Raw genomic sequence first — 19,708 nt, 5'->3', positions numbered from 1 at the left:
GTGAGCGCTTCGCCCCCGAGGAGATGATCATGACCGCTATCTTCGACGCCCACTGCCACATCATCGACCCGCACTTCCCGTTGATCGCCAATAACGGCTTTTTGCCCGAGCCGTTCGGCGTCGATGCGTACCTTTCGCTGGTCAAGCCCTTGGGCATTGTCGGCGGTGCCGTGGTCTCCGGTTCCTTTCAAGGCTTCGATCAAAGCTACCTGCTGGACGCCCTCGCCAGACTGGGCCCAAGCTTTGTCGGCGTCACCCAGCTCCCTGCAAGCGTCGCCGATGAAGAGCTCGACGCGCTGAATGCTGGCGGCGTGCGAGCACTGCGCTTCAACCTCAAGCGCGGCGGGTCGGAGCAGCTCGATCAGCTGGAAGCGCTGGCCATGCGTGTTCATGAACGGCTTGGCTGGCATTCGGAGCTGTACATCGACTCGCGAGAGCTGGGCGTAATCGAGACGCGCCTGCACACACTGCCCGCCATCAGCATCGATCATCTGGGATTGAGCGCCGAAGGTTTGCCTGCGGTGCTGCGCCTGGCAGAGCGTGGCGCCAAGGTCAAAGCCTGCGGGTTCGGACGTGTCGACTTCCCGGTCCGCGAGGCGCTCAGGGATATCCACGCCGCCAATCCGAACGCATTGATGTTCGGCACCGACCTGCCGTCGACCCGCGCACCGCGTCCGTTCCAGGCTGACGACATCGATTTGCTGATCGATGCGCTGGGTGAGCACGGCGCGCGTCAGGCGCTGTGGGCGAATGCAGCACAGTTTTATCGCCTTGAGCACCTGAAAACAGCGTGAATGCGCTCACCCGAGATGCGAGTCCTACATAAACGCAGACACAGCATGTAGGACAATTCCCTAATAACTGACCTACGCGTCCTTGATTGCAATAAAAATTGCTCCAGCCGTTAGTCGATACCGGCCCGGATGGATTAAAGTAACGCCCCAAGCTCAGCGGTCACCAGACACAGCTGATTACCCTGCCAGGAACCGTCACCGATGGAACATCGTGAAGCGCTGATAGCGCTGCGAACATTTCTTTCAACGCAAATCCTTGGCCAGGAAAAGCTGATCGAACGCCTGCTGATCGCCCTGCTCGCCGACGGCCATATGCTGGTCGAGGGCGCGCCCGGTCTGGCCAAGACCAAAGCCATCAAGGAACTCTCTGAAGGTATCGAAGCGCAGTTTCACCGTATCCAGTTCACGCCCGACCTGCTGCCTGCCGACATCACCGGCACCGAAATCTACCGCCCGGAAACCGGCAGCTTCGTGTTCCAGCAAGGGCCGATCTTCCACAACCTGGTGCTGGCTGACGAAATCAACCGCGCGCCGGCCAAAGTGCAGTCGGCGTTACTTGAAGCCATGGCCGAACGCCAAGTCAGCGTCGGGCGCAGTACCTACGACCTGTCGCCGCTGTTTCTGGTCATGGCGACCCAGAACCCTATCGAACAGGAAGGCACCTACCCGCTGCCCGAAGCCCAGCTCGACCGTTTTCTGATGCACGTCAAAATCGGCTTCCCGGACGCGGCGGTCGAACGCAAGATCCTCCAGCAGGCACGCGGCGAAGCGCTCAACGGCGAAACCAAGCCCGAACGCCGCGTCAGCCAGCAGGCGATTTTCGCCGCACGCAAGGAAATCCTGGGCCTGTACATGGCCGATGCGGTCGAGGAATACCTGGTACAGCTGGTCATGGCAACCCGCACCCCGGCCAAGTTCGACCCCGAACTGGCCGAGTGGATCGCCTACGGTGCCAGCCCGCGCGGCTCCATTTCGCTGGACCGCTGCGCCCGCGCCCATGCCTGGCTGGCCGGACGCGACTTCGTCAGCCCCGAGGACATTCAGGCGGTGCTGTTCGATGTGTTGCGTCACCGGGTCATTCTGTCATTCGAGGCCGAAGCCGCCGGAATCGATCAGGACCGCGTGATTCAGCGCATCCTTGACGTCGTGGCCGTCGCCTGACCCCATGCAGCCCTTCCTGATCCCCCAGCCGGGCATTCGTGTCAGCCTCAGCGAGCTGATCGAGATGCGTCATCGGGTGCGGGAAGTGCAACTGTTTTCAACCCCGAGTCGACGCAGTCCGTTGATCGGCCTGCACCACTCCAAACTGCGCGGGCGTGGTGTGGATTTCGATCAGGTGCGGGTTTATCAGGCCGGCGACGACGTGCGCAGCATCGACTGGCGCGTCACCGCCCGCACCCAGGAACCGCACACCAAGCTGTTCCATGAAGAGCGCGAACGCCCCATCTTCATTCTGGTGGAGCAGAGCCGTCGGCTGTTTTTCGGCTCCGGGCTGATGTTCAAATCCGTGCTGGCGGCTCAGGCTGCCGCATTGATCGGCTGGGCCGCGCTGGAGCACAACGACCGGGTCGGCGGGCTGGTGTTCGGCGACAACGAGCATTACGAAATCAAGCCACGGCGCAGCAAACAGAGCCTGCTGCAACTGCTCAACCGCCTGGTGCGGGTTAATCAGTCACTGCACACCGAAATCCCGGCGGACCGCGATGCCTTCGGTACTGCGTTGCGTCGGGCTCGGGAAGTGCTGCGCCCCGGCAGCCTGGTGATCGTGCTGTGTGACGAACGCGCGCTGTCCGATGCTGCCGAACAACAGTTGAGCCTGCTGTCGCGCCACAGTGATCTGTTATTGCTGCCACTCTCCGACCCGCTTGACCGTGCCCTGCCCGCCGCCGGCCTGCTGCGCTTTGCCGAGCGCGACGCGCAACTGGAACTCGACACCCTCAACCCCGAATTGCGCCGGGCCTACCGGCAACAGGGCGAAGAGCGCTCTGCGCGCTGGGAGCTGCTGGCGCAGAAGCTGCGGGTGTTGCTCTTGCCGTTGAGCACTCAGGCCGAACTGGTCGAACAACTGCGTGAGTACCTGAACATCCAGAGCCCGGTGAAACGCAAATGAACCCGCTGGATCAGCTTCAGCCGCTGATTGCCCCCGAGGCAGTCGGCTTCTGGCCGCCCGCTCCCGGTTGGTGGCTGCTGTTGTTGCTGATTCCGCTGGCGGCCTGGGGCATGTGGCGACTGCGCGTGCTGTTACCGGTCAAGGCCAGCCAGAGCCGCAGCGAACAACCCCTGGACCCGGTACGCCTCGCCGCTCTGGCGGAGCTGGCCAGCCTGCCCAAACCCTATGACGGTGCGCCGGCCGGTGCCTGGCTGCAACAGATCAACGGCCTGCTCAAGCGCCTGTGCCGCAACCACTACCCGCACAGCCAGAGCCACACGCTCAATGGCCGGAAATGGCTGGCGTTTCTGGATAACCGCTGCCCCGCCGCCGGCCTGACGCGCTGGATGATTCTGGTCGAAGGCGCCTACAAGCCCGAGTGCAAACTGGACGACAAGGCCATCAGCGGGCTGACCCAGGCGGTCGACACCTGGATTCGCAAGCATGTTTGAGTTCGCCTGGCCCTGGGTCTTCGTTCTGCTGCCCTTGCCGTGGCTGATGCGGATTCTGCTGCCGGTCGCCGACAGCGGCGAACCGGCGCTCAAGGTCAGCTTCCTCAGTGAACTCGAAGGCCTGAGCGGACGTCGCGCCAAGACCAACCTGCCGATCTGGCGTCAGCGGGCACCGGTGATTCTGATCTGGCTGCTGTTGCTGATCGCCTGCGCGCGCCCGCAATGGCTCGGCGAACCGCTGCCAGTGGCGGCCAGCGGGCGCGATCTGCTGGTGGCGGTCGATGTGTCCGGCTCGATGGATTACCCGGACATGCAGTGGAAAAACGATGAAGTCAGCCGACTGGTGCTGGTTCAGCAACTGCTAGGCGACTTTCTCGAAGGCCGCAAAGGCGACCGGGTCGGCCTGATCCTGTTCGGCACTCAGGCCTTTCTTCAGGCACCGCTGACCTATGACCGGCGCACCGTGCGGGTCTGGCTCGACGAGGCGAAAATAGGCATCGCGGGCAAGAACACCGCTATTGGCGATGCCATCGGCCTGGCGCTCAAACGCCTGCGCATGCGCCCGGCCAACAGTCGGGTGCTGGTGCTGGTCACCGACGGCGCCAACAACGGCGGGCAGATCGATCCGATCACCGCCGCGCGCCTGGCCGCTGACGAAGGTGTGAAAATCTACACCGTCGGTATCGGCTCGGACCCGGATAAAAACGCCCTTCAAGGCGTGCTGGGCCTCAACCCGAGCCTCGATCTCGATGAACCGACGCTCAAAGACATCGCCAGCCTCAGCGGCGGTCAGTACTTCCGCGCCCGCGACGGTGCCGAGCTGGACAAGATCCGCACCGCCATGGACGCACTGGAGCCCGTCGCGCAACAACCCACTCAGGCGCGTCCGGCGCAGGTGCTTTATCAATGGCCGCTGGGCGCCGCCCTGCTGCTCAGTGTCCTGCTGGTATTGCGCGAGTTGTGGCCAAACAACGCGGTGCAGCGCCTGCTCGCCCGGCTGCGTGCCATTCGCTGGCGCGAGCGCTTCGGGCGACTCTGGAGGTCACGCGGATGACTGCGCTCTGGCCGTACTGGTTCCGCCCGTTATGGTTGCTCATCGTGCCCTTGCTGGCGCTGCTGATCTGGCGACTCTGGCACCGGCAGAAACGCGCCGGGCGCTGGCAGATGCTGCTGCCGACCCACTTTCATGCCGTGCTGCTCAATGGTGGACGCGGCGGCAACAGCAAACTGCCGTGGCTCGCGCTGGGGCTGGCCTGGCTGCTGGCATTGCTTGCGCTGCTCGGCCCGAGCTGGCAGCGCGTCGAACAGATCAGCCAGAAACCGGTCGACCCGCTGGTGGTGATACTTGAACTCACCCCGCAAATGCTCGCCACCGATACGCCGCCCACGCGTCTGGAACAGGCCCGGCGCAAACTGCTGGACCTGTTGCAAAAACGCAGCGACGCGCAGACGGCGGTCGTCGTCTATGCCGGCAGCGCGCACACGCTGGTGCCGCTTTCCGATGATCTGGTCACCAGCCATAACCTGCTGGAAGCCGTCAGGCCGTCGATCATGCCGTTGACCGGCCAGCGCGCCGATCTGGCCGTGCACAAAGCACTGCACCTGCTTAAACAGGGCGCGCTGGGACAGGGCCGAATTCTGCTGATCACCTCGTCGCTGAGCGAACAGGAGCGTCAGGGCATCCGCGAAGCGTTGCGCGGCCAATCGCCGCCGCTGTTGATCCTCGGCGTCGGCACCGCCGAGGGCGCGCCAGTCACTCAGGAAAACGGCAGCCTGCTCAAAGATGATCAGGGCGCGATTCTGGTGCCACGCCTGGACAGCGGCAGCCTCAGCGACTTTGCCGATCAGGTCGGCGGCAACTACCGTCAGGTACGCACCGATGATGAAGACCTGAACAGCCTCGGACTGCTGGCCGCTCCTCGGCAACTGCGCAATGATGGCCAGATCGTGCAGCTCGACAGTTGGGCCGATCAGGGCCACTGGTTCCTGCTACCGCTGCTGCTGATCGCCGCTCTCGGCGGGCGGCGTGGCTGGTTGTTGTGCCTGCCGTTGCTATTCATGGTGCCGCAAACCAGCCAGGCGTTCGAATTCCAGGACCTGTGGCTGCGCCCCGATCAACAGGGCCAGCGCCTGCTGGAACACCATCGACCGGCCGAGGCCGCGCAGCGCTTTGAAGATTCACGCTGGAAAGGCGTGGCACTTTATCAGGCTGGCGACTACGCCAGCGCCGCGCAGCGCTTCGCCGAGGGCAACAGCGCGGCGGATCACTACAATCGTGGCAATGCCCTGGCTCGCAGTGGCGAACTGGAGGCCGCACTGGATGCCTACGAGCAGGCGCTGGATCGCCAGCCAGACCTCACCGCCGCGCTGAGCAACCGGGAACTAGTGCAACGCCTGCTGGATCAGGCCAATGTCCAGAAACCGGCGCAGGACGAGCAAAGCAAGGCGGATCAGGGCGAGGAAGGTCAGCAAGCTTCGCAGGACCCTAACAGCAGCGCAGCGCCCGCTGATCAGAACCCGTCGCGGTCCGGTCAGACAGGCACCAGTGAAAGCCTGCCACCGGACACCCGTGGTCAGACGACGGCGGCTGACCCGACGGACGATGAACCAACCACTCGCCCGCCGATCCAGCCCGCTGACGGTGCGATCACCGGAGAGCGGCGTCAGGAACTGGAACAATGGCTGCGACAGATTCCGGACGATCCGGGCGAACTGCTGCGGCGCAAGTTCCGCTACGAACAGCAACATCAGGAAAAGACCCGATGAGTCGCGTGTACACCCTATTGACCGGCCTGCTCCTGGGCCTGGTCGCGCTGTCATTGCAGGCTGCACAACTGACGGCCAGCGTCGATCGCACACGCCTGAGCGCGGGTGAAACCGTCGAACTGACACTGGAAACCGATGACGTCACCCAGTTCGGCAAGCCGGACATGAGCGTACTGGAGGGCAGCTTCGAGGTGCGCGACACGCGTCAGCTCAACAGCCTGAGAACCCTGGACGGCAACAGCCAGGCGACCACGCGCTGGATCGTCACCCTGCTGCCGCGGGCAACCGGCAGCGTGGTGATTCCGGCCCTGCAACTGGGCGATCTGAAAAGCCAGCCACTGACCTTGCAGGTCGTGCAGAGCGAGGCCAAAGAGCCGAGCAATCAACAGGCCCCCATCTTCATTGAATCGAGCCTGGATCAGGACAGCGTCTATGTTCAGGCGCAGGCTGTTCTGACCCTGCGCGTCTACCATTCGGTGTCGCTGTTCGACGACAGCAGCCTGAGCCCGCTGCAAGTGCCGGACGCGCGGGTCGAAAAACTGGGCGACCCGCGTACCTACGAAAAGCTGATCAACGGCGTGCGCCATGGCGTGATCGAAACGCGCTACGCGATTTACCCGCAGCAGAGCGGCGCGCTGACCCTGCCGGCGCAAGTGTTTAGCGCGACACTGGTACAGACGCCTGCCGAAGGCTCGCAAGGCCAGGAAGCCAATCCGTTCGGCCCGCAGCCGGGCAAATCGGTGCGGATCAAATCCGCCGAAGTGACGCTGACCGTCAAGCCCAAACCCGCCAGCTATCCAGCCGATGCCCCTTGGCTGCCGGCGCGCAGTATCAACCTTGAAGAGAACTGGAGCCCGGAGCCCGGCAGCACTCAGGTCGGCGATTCACTGACGCGTACCCTGACCCTCAAGGCCGAAGGCTTGGCCGGTGCGCAATTGCCGCCGCTGCCTGCCACCGACGTGCCCGGCCTGCGGCGTTATCCGGACCAGCCGCAACTGCGCAACCTGCCCAGCGAGCGCGGCCTGATCGGTACCCGTGAGGAACGCGAAGCGCTGGTGCCCGCGCGTGCCGGGGCTATTGACCTGCCCGCGGTCGAAGTGACCTGGTGGAATACCCGCGAAGATTATCTGGAACACACCAGCCTGCCCGCGCGCACCTTGCAGATCAACAGCAATCCCGGTCTGGCGGTAGACACGCCGGTCAACAATGACATGAGCGGCATGACCGTGATCGGTCCGCCCGTCTGGCCATGGCAGGCGAGCACCCTGCTGTTTGCCTGCACCACGCTGCTGGGTTTCGGCCTGTGGTGGCGCGCCCGCGGACAACCGGCAATCGCCCGGACCGTGCAGACCGGGCCAAGCCCGCGTACCGTGCTGGACGACCTCAAGCGTGCCTGCATGGCCAATGACCCGCAAGGCACTCGCCAGGCACTCGATGCCTGGGCCCGTCAGCAGCCGGAAACCCTGGCTGAAATGGCCGCACGCTTCGTGCCGCTGTCCGATGCGCTGGACGGTCTGAACGGTGCACTGTACAGCGAGACCGGCAAACTGTGGCTGGGCCAGGACCTGTGGCGCGCCGTGCGCAAACTGCCCGCCGCCGAACGTATTCAAGACCCGGCAGGCGATGCCGGGTTGCCGCCGCTGTATCCCAAGTGAGGATGCAGCGCAGGCATTCCCTCTTCACGACAAGGTAAACCAATGCGTCTGTTTCACACCTCTGACTGGCACCTGGGTCAGAACCTGCACGGTCAGGAGCGGGATTTCGAACACGCCTGCTTTCTGACCTGGCTGCTGGCCCGTCTGGCCGAACGACAGCCTGATGTGCTGCTGATCGCGGGCGACATCTTCGACACCGTCAACCCGCCGGTCAAAGCTCAGGAACGCCTGTACGACTTCATCGTCAACGCCCACGAGCAACAACCGTTACTGACCATCGTGATGATTGCCGGCAACCATGACTCGGGCTCGCGCATCGAATTGCCTGCCCCGCTGATGCGTCGCTTGCGCACCCATGCGCTGGGCAGAGTGATGTGGCTGAACGACGGCGTGCTGGATGTCGAGCGCCTGCTGCTGCCACTGCCCGACGCCCATGGCGACATTAAAGCCTGGTGCCTGGCGCTGCCCTTCCTGCGCCCCGCCGAAGTGACCGGCCCGACCCTGGGCGATGATTACCTGCGCGGTATCGGCCGGGTGCATGAATTACTCATCGAGGCCGCCAATCTCAAGCGCCAGCCGGGTCAGGCCCTGATCGCCATCAGCCACGCGCACATGGCCGGCGGATCGGTTTCGGAAGATTCCGAACGCAGTCTGATCATCGGTAACGCCGAAGCCCTGCCTGCCAGCCTATTCGGACCGAGCATCACCTATGTCGCGCTGGGCCATTTGCACAAGCCGCAACGGGTCAATGGCGAAGAGCGCATTCGTTACAGCGGCTCGCCCATCCCGCTGTCGTTTTCGGAAATCGGCTATCAGCACCAGATTCTGGAAATCAATTGCGACGGCGAAGCCCTGACCAGCGTCGAGCCCTTGCTGATCCCCCGCGCCGTCAACCTGCAACGCTTCGGGCCTGTACCGCTGGCCGAATTGCTGGTGCAACTGAAGGCGCTGCCCGACGTCGACCTGCTCGCTGACCCGGATCGTCAACCCTGGCTGGAAGTACGCGTGCGTCTGGACGAGCCGCAACCGGACCTGCGCAACCAGATCGAGACCGCCCTGCAAGGCAAAGCCGTGCGGCTGGTGCGCATTGGCGCTGAGTACGCCGGCAAAGGCAGCGCCGACGGCAGTGACGGCGACACGGCATTGATCGAGCTGGACCAGCTCAGCCCGCAGGAACTGTTCAGTCGTGCCTGGCTGGACAATTATGGCAGCGAGGTGGACGAACAGACCCTTACCGACTTCGCCACGCTGTTGCGTGAAGTCCAGCAGGAGAGCGAACAGTCATGAAAATTCTGGCCATTCGCCTGAAAAACCTCGCCTCGCTGGCAGGCCCGTTCGAACTGGATTTTACCGCTGAGCCGCTGGCCAGCGCCGGGCTGTTCGCCATTACCGGCCCGACCGGCGCGGGTAAAAGTACCTTGCTCGACGCCTTGTGTCTGGCGCTGTTCGGCGCGATTCCGCGGCTGAGCAATATCGGCCAGTCCAAGGTGCCGGACATCGACGGTGACATCTCCACCAGCGACCCGCGCACCCTGCTGCGACGCGGCACCGGCAGTGGTTACGCCGAGGTGGATTTCATCGGTATCGACCAGCGCCGCTATCGTGCGCGCTGGGAAACCAATCGCGCGCGCGACAACGCCACTAAAAAGCTCCAGGCCAGCCGCCAGATTCTCACCGACCTGGACAGCGAGCAGATCCTCAGCAACCAGAGCAAGCGTGAATTCGAACAACTGGTCGAAAGCCGTCTGGGCCTGAACTTCGAACAGTTCACCCGCGCCGTGATGCTCGCCCAGAGCGAGTTCAGCGCCTTCCTCAAGGCGGATGACAAGGAACGCAGCGAGCTGCTGGAAAAGCTGACCAACACCGCGATCTACAGCCAGCTCGGTCGGCGCGCCTACAGCAAGAGCAAAGAAGCTGAAGAAGCGCTGAAAACCCTGACTGCGCAGGCCAGTCATATCGTCCCGCTGGCCCCGGAACAACTGGCCGAACTTGAACAACGCTTCAATGATGCTCAGCAGCAGCTCAAAGCCCGTCAGGCACAACAACGGCAACTGGAGCTCAAGCAGCAATGGCTGATCGAGCTGCACCGCCTGCGTGATGAACGACTTGCGGCTCAAGAAAGCCTGACCCGTGCGCAGCAGACCTGGGACGAGCAGAGCGTTCAGCGGCAGACGCTTGCGCAATTGGAACGCCTTGGCCCGCAGCGCCATCGCTTTACCCGCAAGGCCACGCTGATTGCCCAGCTCACCCCGCTGGCCGAGCAAATCAGCCAACACCAGCAACAGCAGACATCGTTGCAGAACCAGCAGCAACAACTGGAAACCCGCCGCACAGATGCACAAGCCAGCCTGTTGACGGCCCAGCAAGCGCACGGCAGCGCAAAGCCGATGTTGCAGCAGGCGTTTGACGCGCAGAACACCCTGAACCATCTGGCCGAGGAGCTGGCCAAAGCCACCGATCTGCATCATCACACCGGGCAGCTGTGCACTCAGGGCCAGGCCAGCCTGCAAACCTTGCTCGACCAGCAGCAACAGGTTGCGCAACGCCTTGAGCGTATCGCCGAACAACTGCAACACAGCAGCGAACTGGCCCCGCTGGCCCAGGCGTGGAGCGCGTGGCGTGACCGTTTGAAATCACTGACCCTGATCGCCAACCGGCTCAAACATGGGCAGCAGGAACTGCCTGCCCTGCAACAGCGCGCCAGCGAAGCCGATCAACAACTGACCGAGCAGCGCAACGCACTGGAATTGCTCTACCGGGAATCCGATTGCGAAGTCGAAGCGGTGACCGAGCAGGTGCAGATTCTCGGCAGCCTGCTGCAGGACAATCGCAAGCAACAGCGCGCATTCGAAGGGCTGACCCGCCTGTGGGCCAGCCAGCAGGACGTCGACCGTCAGCTCGCTGATCTGGCGCAGCAACAGCAAAGCGCCCAGCAGCAACGCGACCAGCTCAACAGCGAAGGCATCCGCGTTCGCGACGAACTGGCCGTCGCCGAGCAGACCCTGAGCGTCACCCGGCAACTGCTGGAACGTCAGCGTCTGGCGCGCAGTGCCAGTGTCGAGGAACTGCGCGTGCAGTTGCAGGATGACCAGCCCTGCCCGGTGTGCGGCAGCGTCGAACACCCCTGGCATCAGCCGGAAGCGCTGCTCGAAAGCCTCACTCGGCACGACGACAACGAGCAGGCCAGCGCGCAGAAGGCTATGGACCTGCTGACCGAGCAGCGCAATCAGTTGCGTGAACAGGTCGGCGGCGTGATCGCCCGGCAGAAAGAACTGCTGCGCCAGCACGATCAAATGATTCAGCGTCACCAGGCCTTGGCACCTGACCTTGAGGCTCATCCGCTCGCCGCTCAATTGCTGGATCGCGATGCAGACAAGCGTGACGCCTGGCTGAGCCAGCAGTTGAGCCAGTTGAACGACGTCATCGCCCGCGACGAGCAACGCCAAGAGGCCTTGCTGACCCTGCAGAAAGACGCGGCTCGCTTGCAGCAGCAGCTCCAGACTGCAACCGAAACCAGCCAGACCGCCACGCGCCACGTAGCCGACCAGCTCAAGCAACTGGAAGCCGATCAGCAGCGGCTGGAAGAAGAACTGGCTGCATTCAAGCCGCTGGTTTCGCCGCAGGTGCTCGAAGGCCTGCGCAATGACGCATCGGCTACGGTCATGCAGCTCGAGCAGCAAGTGACGCAGCGGCTGGATCAGCTGGAGCAGCAAAGCGAAGAGCAGCAGGAACAGCGCGAACGCCAGCAGAAGATCGAGAAGGAACAGATCGAACAGCAAGCCCGCCTGCAACGCCAGACCGAACTGGCCCTTGAAGTCACTCGGCTCGGCAAGCAACAACACGCCCGTCAGCAGGTACTGGCGGACCTGCTGGGCGAGCATGCCACAGCCGAGCAATGGCAACAGGCGCTGGAAAATGCCATCGAGCAGGCCCGTCAGAACGAGACATCGGCAACGCAGACGCTTCAGGCCACTCAACGTCAGTTGATTCAGCTGGCTGCCGAGCTCAAATCCGGCCAGCAACAGCAACAAGCGTTGCAGGATGAGCGGACGGAACTCGAGGTGCAGATCAGCGAGTGGCGCGGGCAGCATCCAGAACTGGATGACGCTGCGCTCGATACCTTGCTGGCTTACGATGACGCGCACGTCGAGCAGCTCCGCCAGCAATTACACGCAGCGGAAAAAGCCCTGGAGCAGGACAAAGTGTTGCTGCAGGAACGTGATCAACGCCTGCAACAGCATCAGGCGCAGCACAGCGATTTGAGCGACGACCAACAACTGTCGACCGAACTGCAACAGGCTCAGGAACACCTGGCGCAGAGCGAACAGCAGTGTGCCGACCTGCGCGCAGAACTCAGCGAAGACCAACGCCGCAGGACGGCCAACAGTGAACTGCAAACGCGCATCAGCGAAGCCAACAGCGAGTACGTGCGCTGGGCACGACTGGCAGCGCTGATCGGCTCGGCCGAGGGCGACAGGTTTCGCAAAATCGCCCAGGCCTACAACCTCGACCTGCTGGTCCATCACGCCAACGCACAACTCAGGCAACTGGTGCGCCGCTACCGCCTGAAACGCGGCGGCAGCATGCTTGGCCTGCTGGTCATGGACACCGAAATGGGCGACGAACTGCGCTCGGTGCATTCGCTGTCAGGCGGGGAAACCTTCCTCGTCTCGCTGGCCCTGGCACTGGGCCTGGCGTCGATGGCCTCCAGCACCTTGCGCATCGAATCGCTGTTCATCGACGAAGGCTTCGGCAGCCTCGACCCGGAATCGCTGCAACTGGCGATCGACGCCCTTGACGGCTTGCAGGCACAGGGCCGCAAAGTCGGCGTGATCTCCCACGTACAGGAAATGCAGGAACGAATTCCGGTGCAAATCAGAGTGCGTCGACAGGGCAACGGGTTGAGCACAATAGAAGTGGGTAGCTGACAGACCTGCGAATCCATGTGCGGCGCGGCGCAGATCTGTGACGCGGAGCGTCACCCAGGGCATTCCCACGCTGGAGCGTGCGGAACGATAATCCTGACTATCGTGAGACGCTCCGCGTCGGCATGCCGTTCTGGACGCTCTGCGTCCGATCTTGATGTGCTGTAACCGTCAGTGCTTTCGCGAACAAGCTCACCTGACATTCCGTGCATGGCCTGCCGCGCAATGGGCAGTAAGTCGCACGGACCTGTGTAGGCGAACATGCTCGCGAAAGCGTGACTGCTGACTATTTACTGGCGAGATTTATGATCCAGCGCGGCGTAGAAATTGGCGCTCTGTTGCAAGTATTTGGTGGTGTAGGTCTGGGTGGTATGCGTTTTTTTGTCGTTCACTTCGACGCTGGCGCTGGCCGGAAGAGCGACGCTTGCCGAGATAGCGGATGCAGCGATGATGGAGAAAAGATTGAAGTTCATGTCGGTCACCCCTCATTGTTTGTCTGTACGTTGATTTGATGTCCTGGCCGTCTTGGCCGTGACTCAAACTTACGCCCGAGGGAGGTTCAGCAGAAATCTTTTGTAGCACTAACCCATATCATCAAGAATGATAACAGCTCCAGCCCTTGTGTTTTAAGGGCTGGAGCCGGGGTGGCTTACTTGTCAGTCAGAAAACGCAGGTAAGAAGGTGAATCTGCATCAAATTTCTGCACCGTGTCACCGATCATTCCGCTTTGCGGATCACGGCGCACCGTCACAATCTGATTGCTCTTCTGATTGGCGAACAGTATGAACTTGCCGGTCGGATCAAAGGCAAACTCGCGAGGCTCCTTGCCTTCCAGGGAGCGACGCTGAATTTCTTCCAGTTGGCCGCTGGCCTGATCGATCCGGAACACCACGACCTGGTTCGCATCACCCCGATTGGTCACATACAGAAATTTGCCATCCGGTGAGGTGTGCAAAGCGCCTCCACCGTTTTTCTCCTCCACACCTTTGTTCTTCATATCGACCAATTGGGTCTGCTTGAACGCGCCGTCATGGTAGTCAAACACCGCGACCTGCGCCGTCATTTCCAGCACCAGCCAGGCATGTTTACCATCAGCACTGAAGAGGGTATGGCGTGGCCCCGAGCCGCCTGGCAACTGCACGAACGGCACCTTGGCTGGCTGCAGTGGTTTGGCCTGGCTCGCGTCGTAGCGATACACGAACAGCTTGTCGGCTCCCAGATCGGCACTCACCACGTACTTGTTATCCGGGGTCGGCACGGCCAGATGCACATGTGACGACATCTGCCGCTCACTGTTGACCTTGCTTCCGGGGCCAAGCGGCAGAACCTGAACGGCTTCGCTCAACGTGCCGTCCTTGCCTACCGGCACCACCGTCAGCGCGCCGCCAGGGTCGGGGTTCACTGCGTAGTTGGCAACGAACAGGTAGCGGCCGTCGTAACTCAGGCTGGAGTGCGTCGGTTCTTCACCGCGGCTCTGCACCTGATTGACTGGCGTGATCTGACGGGTTTTCGGGTCGATAGCAAAGCTGCTGACCTTGCCGACGACGTCTTTCTGGCCTGGCCCGTTCTCGTTGACCGCGAACAGATAACGCTGGTCTTTGGAAAGCGTCAGCCAGGATGGGTTGTCGGACTTGATGACCTGTAGCGGTTTGGCATCGATCATCCCGGTTTCGCTGTTGAAGCCAAAACGGTAGATCCCTTCACTCTTGCCTTGCGTGTAGGAACCCATCAGTAATTCAGTATCGGGCATGGGTTGGGCCTGCAGGGTGAATGCGCTCATGGCACTGGCAATCGCCAGCCACGGCAAAAATTTATGGGGCATGGGGGCATCCCTTTTTGTTGAGGTTATTGATGCCTGTTACGGCACGTCAGGTCTATGACAGCGCCCACCCGAATTTAATCAATCCTGCCCTGAATCATCTTCATCAGACGGAGTAAAAGCGTCCAGGCAGATGATGCGGTGATCGGCATTGCCATCGCTGACGACCCAGCTTTGCAGGGATTCGTCGAAGGTTGCAGCTTCGACCTGGGCTTTGCTGAAGCGCCATACCTTGCGCTCGCGGCCGTCCATGCATTCGATGTTCAGTTCATCGGCCAGCGAAAAGTCCCAGGCGTGCAGCCCGTCGATTTCGAGCATGGTGGTCGTTTCAAGGGCGGCGAGCAGTGTGGCGGGTGTTGTGGTCATTAGATCGGCCTGCAAAAGCGCGAATGATAGGGCAAAAGGCGGGATGAGATACACCGGTGATCGACGTCCCACGGTGAAGAGCGGACGCAGAGCACTCATCGTTGTACAAGTCCGCTCTTGATTCTGGCCGAAGGCCGTGGGAGCGAGCTTGCTCGCGAAGGCTGATTAGCAGTGATCTGTAGATCTCAGAGATTGCACTGGCCTCTTCGTGAGCAAGCTCACTCCCACGATGGGAGTGCTGTGGGAGCTTGCTCGCGAAGGCTGATTAGCAGTGATCTGTAGATCTCAGAGATTGCACCGGCCTCTTCGTGAGCAAGCTCACTCCCACGATGGGAGTATCTGTGTGCGAACTTGTTCGCGAAAGGGCGGGTGTAGTCGCCGAAAATGTAGCGCCTAAAACACCGTTAAAGCTTGCCAATCCCGCCCGGTTGAAACACCACTTCGCTCGGCGCAAGGCCGTTGACCAGCGGCTGGCCGAATTCAGTCTGGCTGACTTCGAAGCGATCACCCGGCTGTGTGCGCACGCCATCCGCGAAGGACAGGGTTGCGGTGCCGAAGAAGTGCACGTGCACGTCACCCGGCCTGAGGAACTGGGCGTATTTGAAGTGGTGGTACTCAAGGTTTTCCAGGCTGTGGCACATGTTCGCCTCGCCGCTGAGGAATTCTTTTTCCCACAGGATTTTGCCGTCACGCCAGATCCGGCTGGTGCCCGACAGGCTCTGTGGCAAATCGCCCACGCGCAGCTCCGGCCCAAACGAGCAGGCGCGCAGTTTCGAGTGCGCCAGGTACAGGTAATTGCGGCGCTCCATGACGTGGTCGGAGTATTCGTTGCCGATGGCGAACCCAAGGCGATACGGCTTACGGTCATGGCCAATCACATAGAGGCCGCTCAGTTCCGGCTCTTCCCCGCCATCTTCGGCAAACGGCGGCAGTGAAAACGAATGCCCCGGACGCACGACGATGCTGCCGTCACCTTTATAGAACCACTCCGGCTGCACACCGGTCTGCCCCGCCGCTGGCTTGCCGCCTTCGACGCCCCATTTGAAAATGCGCATGGTGTCGGTCATCGACGCTTCATCGCCGGACTGCTGATGCATCTTGTCCCGCGCCGACGCGCTGCCAAGGTGAGTCAGCCCGGTGCCACTGACCAGCAAATGCGCCGGATCAGGATGGTCGAGCGGCGGCAGAATCCGCAGATCCTTGAGCAATTGCACGTAGTCGTGCGTCTCGCCAACACCACGCTGCTCGACCTGACGAGCCAGCCCCGAACCCGCCTCGATAGCCGCCAGAGCGAGCTCACGAACGCTCTCGACACCCTGCACTTCATGCACCTGATCACCGTCAACCAGCCCGACCCGACGCTGACCGTTGCTCAATTCAAACTGTACTAACCGCATGAAATTCTCCTTTTTGTTGTATGGCTAGAGGCTGCAAGACATCTCGCTGTTTCTTGTCGCTCGTGGCTTGTGGCTTGAAGCTCGCAACTGCCTCATCTGGCACTCGCCGCAAAATCAGAAGCCGGCAACACATGTTTACGCTCCAGCACGTGATAAACGATGCCGGTCAACATCAGGCCGAACACCATCACGCCGGACAGAAAATACAGGCCCGACGCCAGGCTGCCGGTCATTTCCTTCAACGCACCAATCACGAACGGTCCGATATAACCGCCCAGATTGCCGACCGAATTGATCAGCGCGATACCTGCCGCTGCGCTGGCACCTGCAAAAAAACGTCCCGGCAAGGTCCAGAACACGGCAGTGCACGAGAACAGCGCAAAAGCCACGACACACAATGCAGCCAGTTGTGCCACCGGTACAGTCAGCCAGGCACTGCAAAACAGGCCGATGGCACCAAGCACGTAAAGCACCGCCAAGTGTCCGTAACGGTCGTTAAGGCGGTCGGAGCTGCGCGGCACGATGAGCAGGCCGATGATGCCGAAAATGTAAGGCACCGAAGACACGAAGCCGGTGGTCAGGTCGCTGCCGCCAAACTGCTTGATCAGGGTCGGCAACCACAGGCCCAGGCCGTAAATGCTCAGGGTCACCGGCAGGTAGAACAGCGCCAGCAGCAACACGCGTTTGTCCTTCAGGGCATGCAACGGGTTGCCGTGGCGGGTCTGGCCGTATTCTTCCAGGTCCTTTTTCAGTTCCCCGGTCAGCCAGTCTTTCTCGGCCTGATCCATCCAGTTGACCTGCTGCGGGCCATCCGGCAACCAGCGCAGTACCGGCCAAGTGAGCAGAATCGCCGGAGTGCCGATGACGATGAACAACCACTGCCAGCCATGCAGACCGAGCACGCCGTCCATGCCCAGCAAACCGCCGGAGACGGGCCCGGTGATCATCATGGCGATGGGTTGCGAGAGGATAAAAAGCCCCAGGATCTTGCCGCGATGGCGAACCGGAAACCATTGGGTGATGTAGTACAGCACGCCTGGAAAGAAGCCCGCTTCAGCCGCGCCGAGCAGGAAGCGCATCACATAAAAACTGTGCGGCCCCTGCACAAACGCCATGCCGATGGTGATCGCGCCCCAAGTGATCATGATCCGCGCGAACCAGCGACGCGCACCGAAGCGCTCGAGCATCAGATTGCTGGGGATCTCCAGCAGGAAGTAACCGATGAAAAACAGCCCGGCACCCAGCCCGTAGGCGGCGTCGCCGATACCGATGTCCGCGCCCATGTGCAGCTTGGCGAAGCCCACGGCAGAACGGTCCACATAAGCGATCAGGTACAGCAGGATCAGGAAAGGAATCAGTTTGAACGTGATGCGGCGTATAAGCCGCAGTTCCTGGCTCATGTAGGCGGTCTCCCATTGTTTTTGTTATGGAACCTGCGGGGACCGCCTCTGTGCCGGGGTGCTTGTAACGCTGCACATGCGTCAGGATGATCCCTCGTCTAAAATTGACTATATAGTAATACTATTTGAACTGCCAACTCTTCCAATGCGCGTTTTTTAGGCTTACCTTAGCCAGCAGTATCGCCATTAAGTCTTACAATAAGAGAGCCGATCATGTCTGACTCCGATAAAAAACCGACCCTCCGTTCTGCCCAGTGGTTTGGCACTGCCGACAAGAATGGCTTCATGTACCGTAGCTGGATGAAGAACCAGGGCATTGCCGACCATCAGTTTCAGGGCAAGCCGATCATCGGCATCTGCAACACCTGGTCGGAGCTGACCCCTTGCAACGCGCATTTCCGGCAGATTGCCGAGCACGTCAAACGTGGCGTGATTGAAGCAGGTGGCTGGCCGGTCGAGTTCCCGGTGTTTTCCAACGGTGAATCCAACCTGCGCCCCACCGCGATGTTCACCCGTAACCTGGCCAGCATGGACGTCGAAGAAGCCATTCGCGGCAACCCCATCGATGGCGTTGTATTGCTGACCGGTTGCGACAAGACCACGCCTGCCTTGTTGATGGGCGCTGCCAGTTGCGACGTCCCGGCCATCGTCGTGACCGGCGGGCCGATGCTCAACGGCAAACACGAAGGCAAGGACATCGGTGCCGGCACCATCGTCTGGCAGATGCACGAATCCTACAAAGCCGGGACCATCAGCCTGGACGAATTCCTCTCCGCCGAAGCCGGCATGTCGCGCTCGGCAGGCACCTGCAACACCATGGGCACGGCCTCGACCATGGCGTGCATGGCCGAAGCGCTGGGCACTTCGTTGCCACACAACGCGGCCATTCCGGCAGTGGATTCGCGCCGTTACGTGCTGGCGCACATGTCCGGCATGCGTGCGGTGGACATGGTCCGCGAAGACCTGCGCCTGTCGAAGATTCTCACCAAGGCCGCGTTTGAAAACGCCATCCGGGTCAACGCGGCCATCGGCGGTTCGACCAATGCGGTTATCCACCTCAAAGCCATTGCCGGACGCATCGGTGTCGATCTGGACCTGGACGACTGGACGCGCATGGGCCGCGGCATGCCGACCATCGTCGACCTGCAACCGTCCGGGCGCTTTCTGATGGAAGAGTTCTATTACGCCGGTGGTCTGCCCGCCGTGCTGCGTCGCATGAACGAAGCCAAATTGCTGCCCAACCCGGATGCGTTGACGGTCAATGGCAAAAGCATTGGCGAGAACACCTGCAACTCACCGATCTATGGCGAAGATCAGGTAATCCGTGCGCTGGACAATCCGATCCGCGCCGACGGCGGTATCTGCGTGCTGCGCGGCAACCTCGCGCCGCTGGGCGCTGTGCTCAAGCCATCGGCTGCCACGCCGGCGTTAATGCAGCATCGTGGCCGTGCGGTGGTGTTCGAGAATTTCGAGATGTACAAATCGCGGATCAACGATCCGGATCTGGACATCGACGCCAGCTCGGTGATGGTCCTCAAAAACTGCGGTCCCAAGGGTTATCCAGGCATGGCCGAGGTCGGCAACATGGGCTTGCCGGCCAAACTGCTCGCTCAGGGTGTGACTGACATGGTGCGCATTTCCGACGCACGCATGAGCGGCACGGCGTATGGCACGGTGGTGCTGCACGTCGCGCCGGAAGCCGCAGCCGGTGGTCCGCTCGCCGTGGTTCAGGAAGGCGACTGGATCGAGCTCGACTGCGCCAGCGGCCGCTTGCACCTGGATATCCCGGAAGCTGAACTGGCCGCACGCCTGGCCGACTGGCAGGCACCGCCACAATTGCTGCTGGGCGGCTATCGCCAGTTGTACGTCGATAAAGTGATGCAGGCCGATCAGGGCTGCGATTTCGACTTTCTGGTCGGGTGCAGAGGTTCCGAAGTGCCCCGCCATTCGCACTAGTTAGTTGCACTAAAAGAAGCGACGGTCGC

Annotated in this window: 15 protein-coding genes; 10 read left to right on the top strand and 5 right to left on the bottom strand. The window is 61.7% G+C overall.

Annotation, left to right across the window (positions count from 1 at the left end):
* Positions 1-29: 29 nt before the first annotated feature.
* The 9 genes from BLT55_RS04330 (at position 30) to BLT55_RS04290 (ending at position 12,744) form a co-directional block, all read left to right on the top strand.
* A complete protein-coding gene (locus BLT55_RS04330) occupies positions 30-794 on the top strand; it encodes an amidohydrolase family protein (protein WP_054999056.1) in 765 nt (254 codons plus the stop codon).
* Between the two features lie 201 nt (positions 795-995).
* Entirely contained in the window at positions 996-1,955 is a 960-nt protein-coding gene (locus BLT55_RS04325) for an AAA family ATPase (RefSeq protein WP_054999052.1), read from the top strand.
* Between the two features lie 4 nt (positions 1,956-1,959).
* On the top strand, positions 1,960-2,904 hold the full coding sequence (locus BLT55_RS04320) for a DUF58 domain-containing protein (protein WP_042913137.1): 945 nt from the start codon (positions 1,960-1,962) through the stop codon (positions 2,902-2,904).
* Positions 2,901-3,395, top strand: coding sequence for a DUF4381 domain-containing protein (locus BLT55_RS04315; protein WP_054999053.1), 495 nt, complete (start codon positions 2,901-2,903; stop codon positions 3,393-3,395). Before BLT55_RS04320 ends, BLT55_RS04315 begins: the two co-directional genes overlap by 4 nt.
* Positions 3,388-4,449, top strand: coding sequence for a vWA domain-containing protein (locus tag BLT55_RS04310; protein ID WP_054999054.1), 1,062 nt, complete (start codon positions 3,388-3,390; stop codon positions 4,447-4,449). The genes BLT55_RS04315 and BLT55_RS04310 overlap by 8 nt, the downstream gene beginning before the upstream one ends.
* A complete protein-coding gene (locus BLT55_RS04305; RefSeq protein WP_074800097.1) occupies positions 4,446-6,161 on the top strand; it encodes a VWA domain-containing protein in 1,716 nt (571 codons plus the stop codon). The genes BLT55_RS04310 and BLT55_RS04305 overlap by 4 nt, the downstream gene beginning before the upstream one ends.
* The gene (locus BLT55_RS04300; RefSeq protein ID WP_055000876.1) at positions 6,158-7,816 is read left to right on the top strand and encodes a BatD family protein; all 1,659 of its coding nucleotides are present in this window, start codon (positions 6,158-6,160) and stop codon (positions 7,814-7,816) included. Before BLT55_RS04305 ends, BLT55_RS04300 begins: the two co-directional genes overlap by 4 nt.
* Positions 7,817-7,858: 42 nt before the next feature.
* Positions 7,859-9,103 (top strand): exonuclease SbcCD subunit D C-terminal domain-containing protein, encoded by a 1,245-nt coding sequence (locus BLT55_RS04295; RefSeq protein ID WP_055000877.1) that lies wholly within the window; start codon positions 7,859-7,861, stop codon positions 9,101-9,103.
* Positions 9,100-12,744 carry an AAA family ATPase gene (locus tag BLT55_RS04290; protein ID WP_055000878.1) on the top strand — a complete coding sequence of 1,215 codons (3,645 nt, stop codon included), beginning with the start codon at positions 9,100-9,102 and terminating at the stop codon, positions 12,742-12,744. The genes BLT55_RS04295 and BLT55_RS04290 overlap by 4 nt, the downstream gene beginning before the upstream one ends.
* Before the next feature lie 287 nt (positions 12,745-13,031).
* Here BLT55_RS04290 and BLT55_RS30780 read toward each other — a convergent pair whose 3' ends face one another.
* The 5 genes from BLT55_RS30780 to BLT55_RS04260 all read right to left on the bottom strand — a co-directional run bounded on the left by BLT55_RS30780 (position 13,032) and on the right by BLT55_RS04260 (position 17,723).
* Positions 13,032-13,214 (bottom strand): hypothetical protein, encoded by a 183-nt coding sequence (locus BLT55_RS30780; RefSeq protein ID WP_055000879.1) that lies wholly within the window; start codon positions 13,212-13,214, stop codon positions 13,032-13,034.
* 176 nt (positions 13,215-13,390) lie between these two features.
* Positions 13,391-14,563 carry a lactonase family protein gene (locus tag BLT55_RS04275; protein WP_055000880.1) on the bottom strand — a complete coding sequence of 391 codons (1,173 nt, stop codon included), beginning with the start codon at positions 14,561-14,563 and terminating at the stop codon, positions 13,391-13,393.
* Between the two features lie 78 nt (positions 14,564-14,641).
* Complete coding sequence (locus tag BLT55_RS04270) at positions 14,642-14,926, bottom strand: DUF5629 family protein (RefSeq protein ID WP_042913190.1); 285 nt, start codon at positions 14,924-14,926, stop codon at positions 14,642-14,644.
* A 404-nt stretch (positions 14,927-15,330) separates the two neighbouring features.
* Positions 15,331-16,323: an AraD1 family protein gene (araD1, locus tag BLT55_RS04265; RefSeq protein WP_055000881.1), complete on the bottom strand. Its 993-nt coding sequence runs from the start codon at positions 16,321-16,323 to the stop codon at positions 15,331-15,333.
* A gap of 92 nt (positions 16,324-16,415) precedes the next feature.
* Complete coding sequence (locus BLT55_RS04260) at positions 16,416-17,723, bottom strand: MFS transporter (RefSeq protein WP_007250286.1); 1,308 nt, start codon at positions 17,721-17,723, stop codon at positions 16,416-16,418.
* 213 nt (positions 17,724-17,936) lie between these two features.
* On the opposite strand from BLT55_RS04260, the gene BLT55_RS04255 reads away from it, so the two are divergent.
* A complete protein-coding gene (locus BLT55_RS04255) occupies positions 17,937-19,679 on the top strand; it encodes an IlvD/Edd family dehydratase (RefSeq protein WP_007250285.1) in 1,743 nt (580 codons plus the stop codon).
* The last annotated feature ends 29 nt before the right edge of the window (positions 19,680-19,708 follow it).

Source organism: Pseudomonas cannabina, from assembly GCF_900100365.1.
Lineage (GTDB): Bacteria > Pseudomonadota > Gammaproteobacteria > Pseudomonadales > Pseudomonadaceae > Aquipseudomonas > Aquipseudomonas cannabina.
This window is presented reverse-complemented; position numbering and strand designations above follow the sequence as displayed.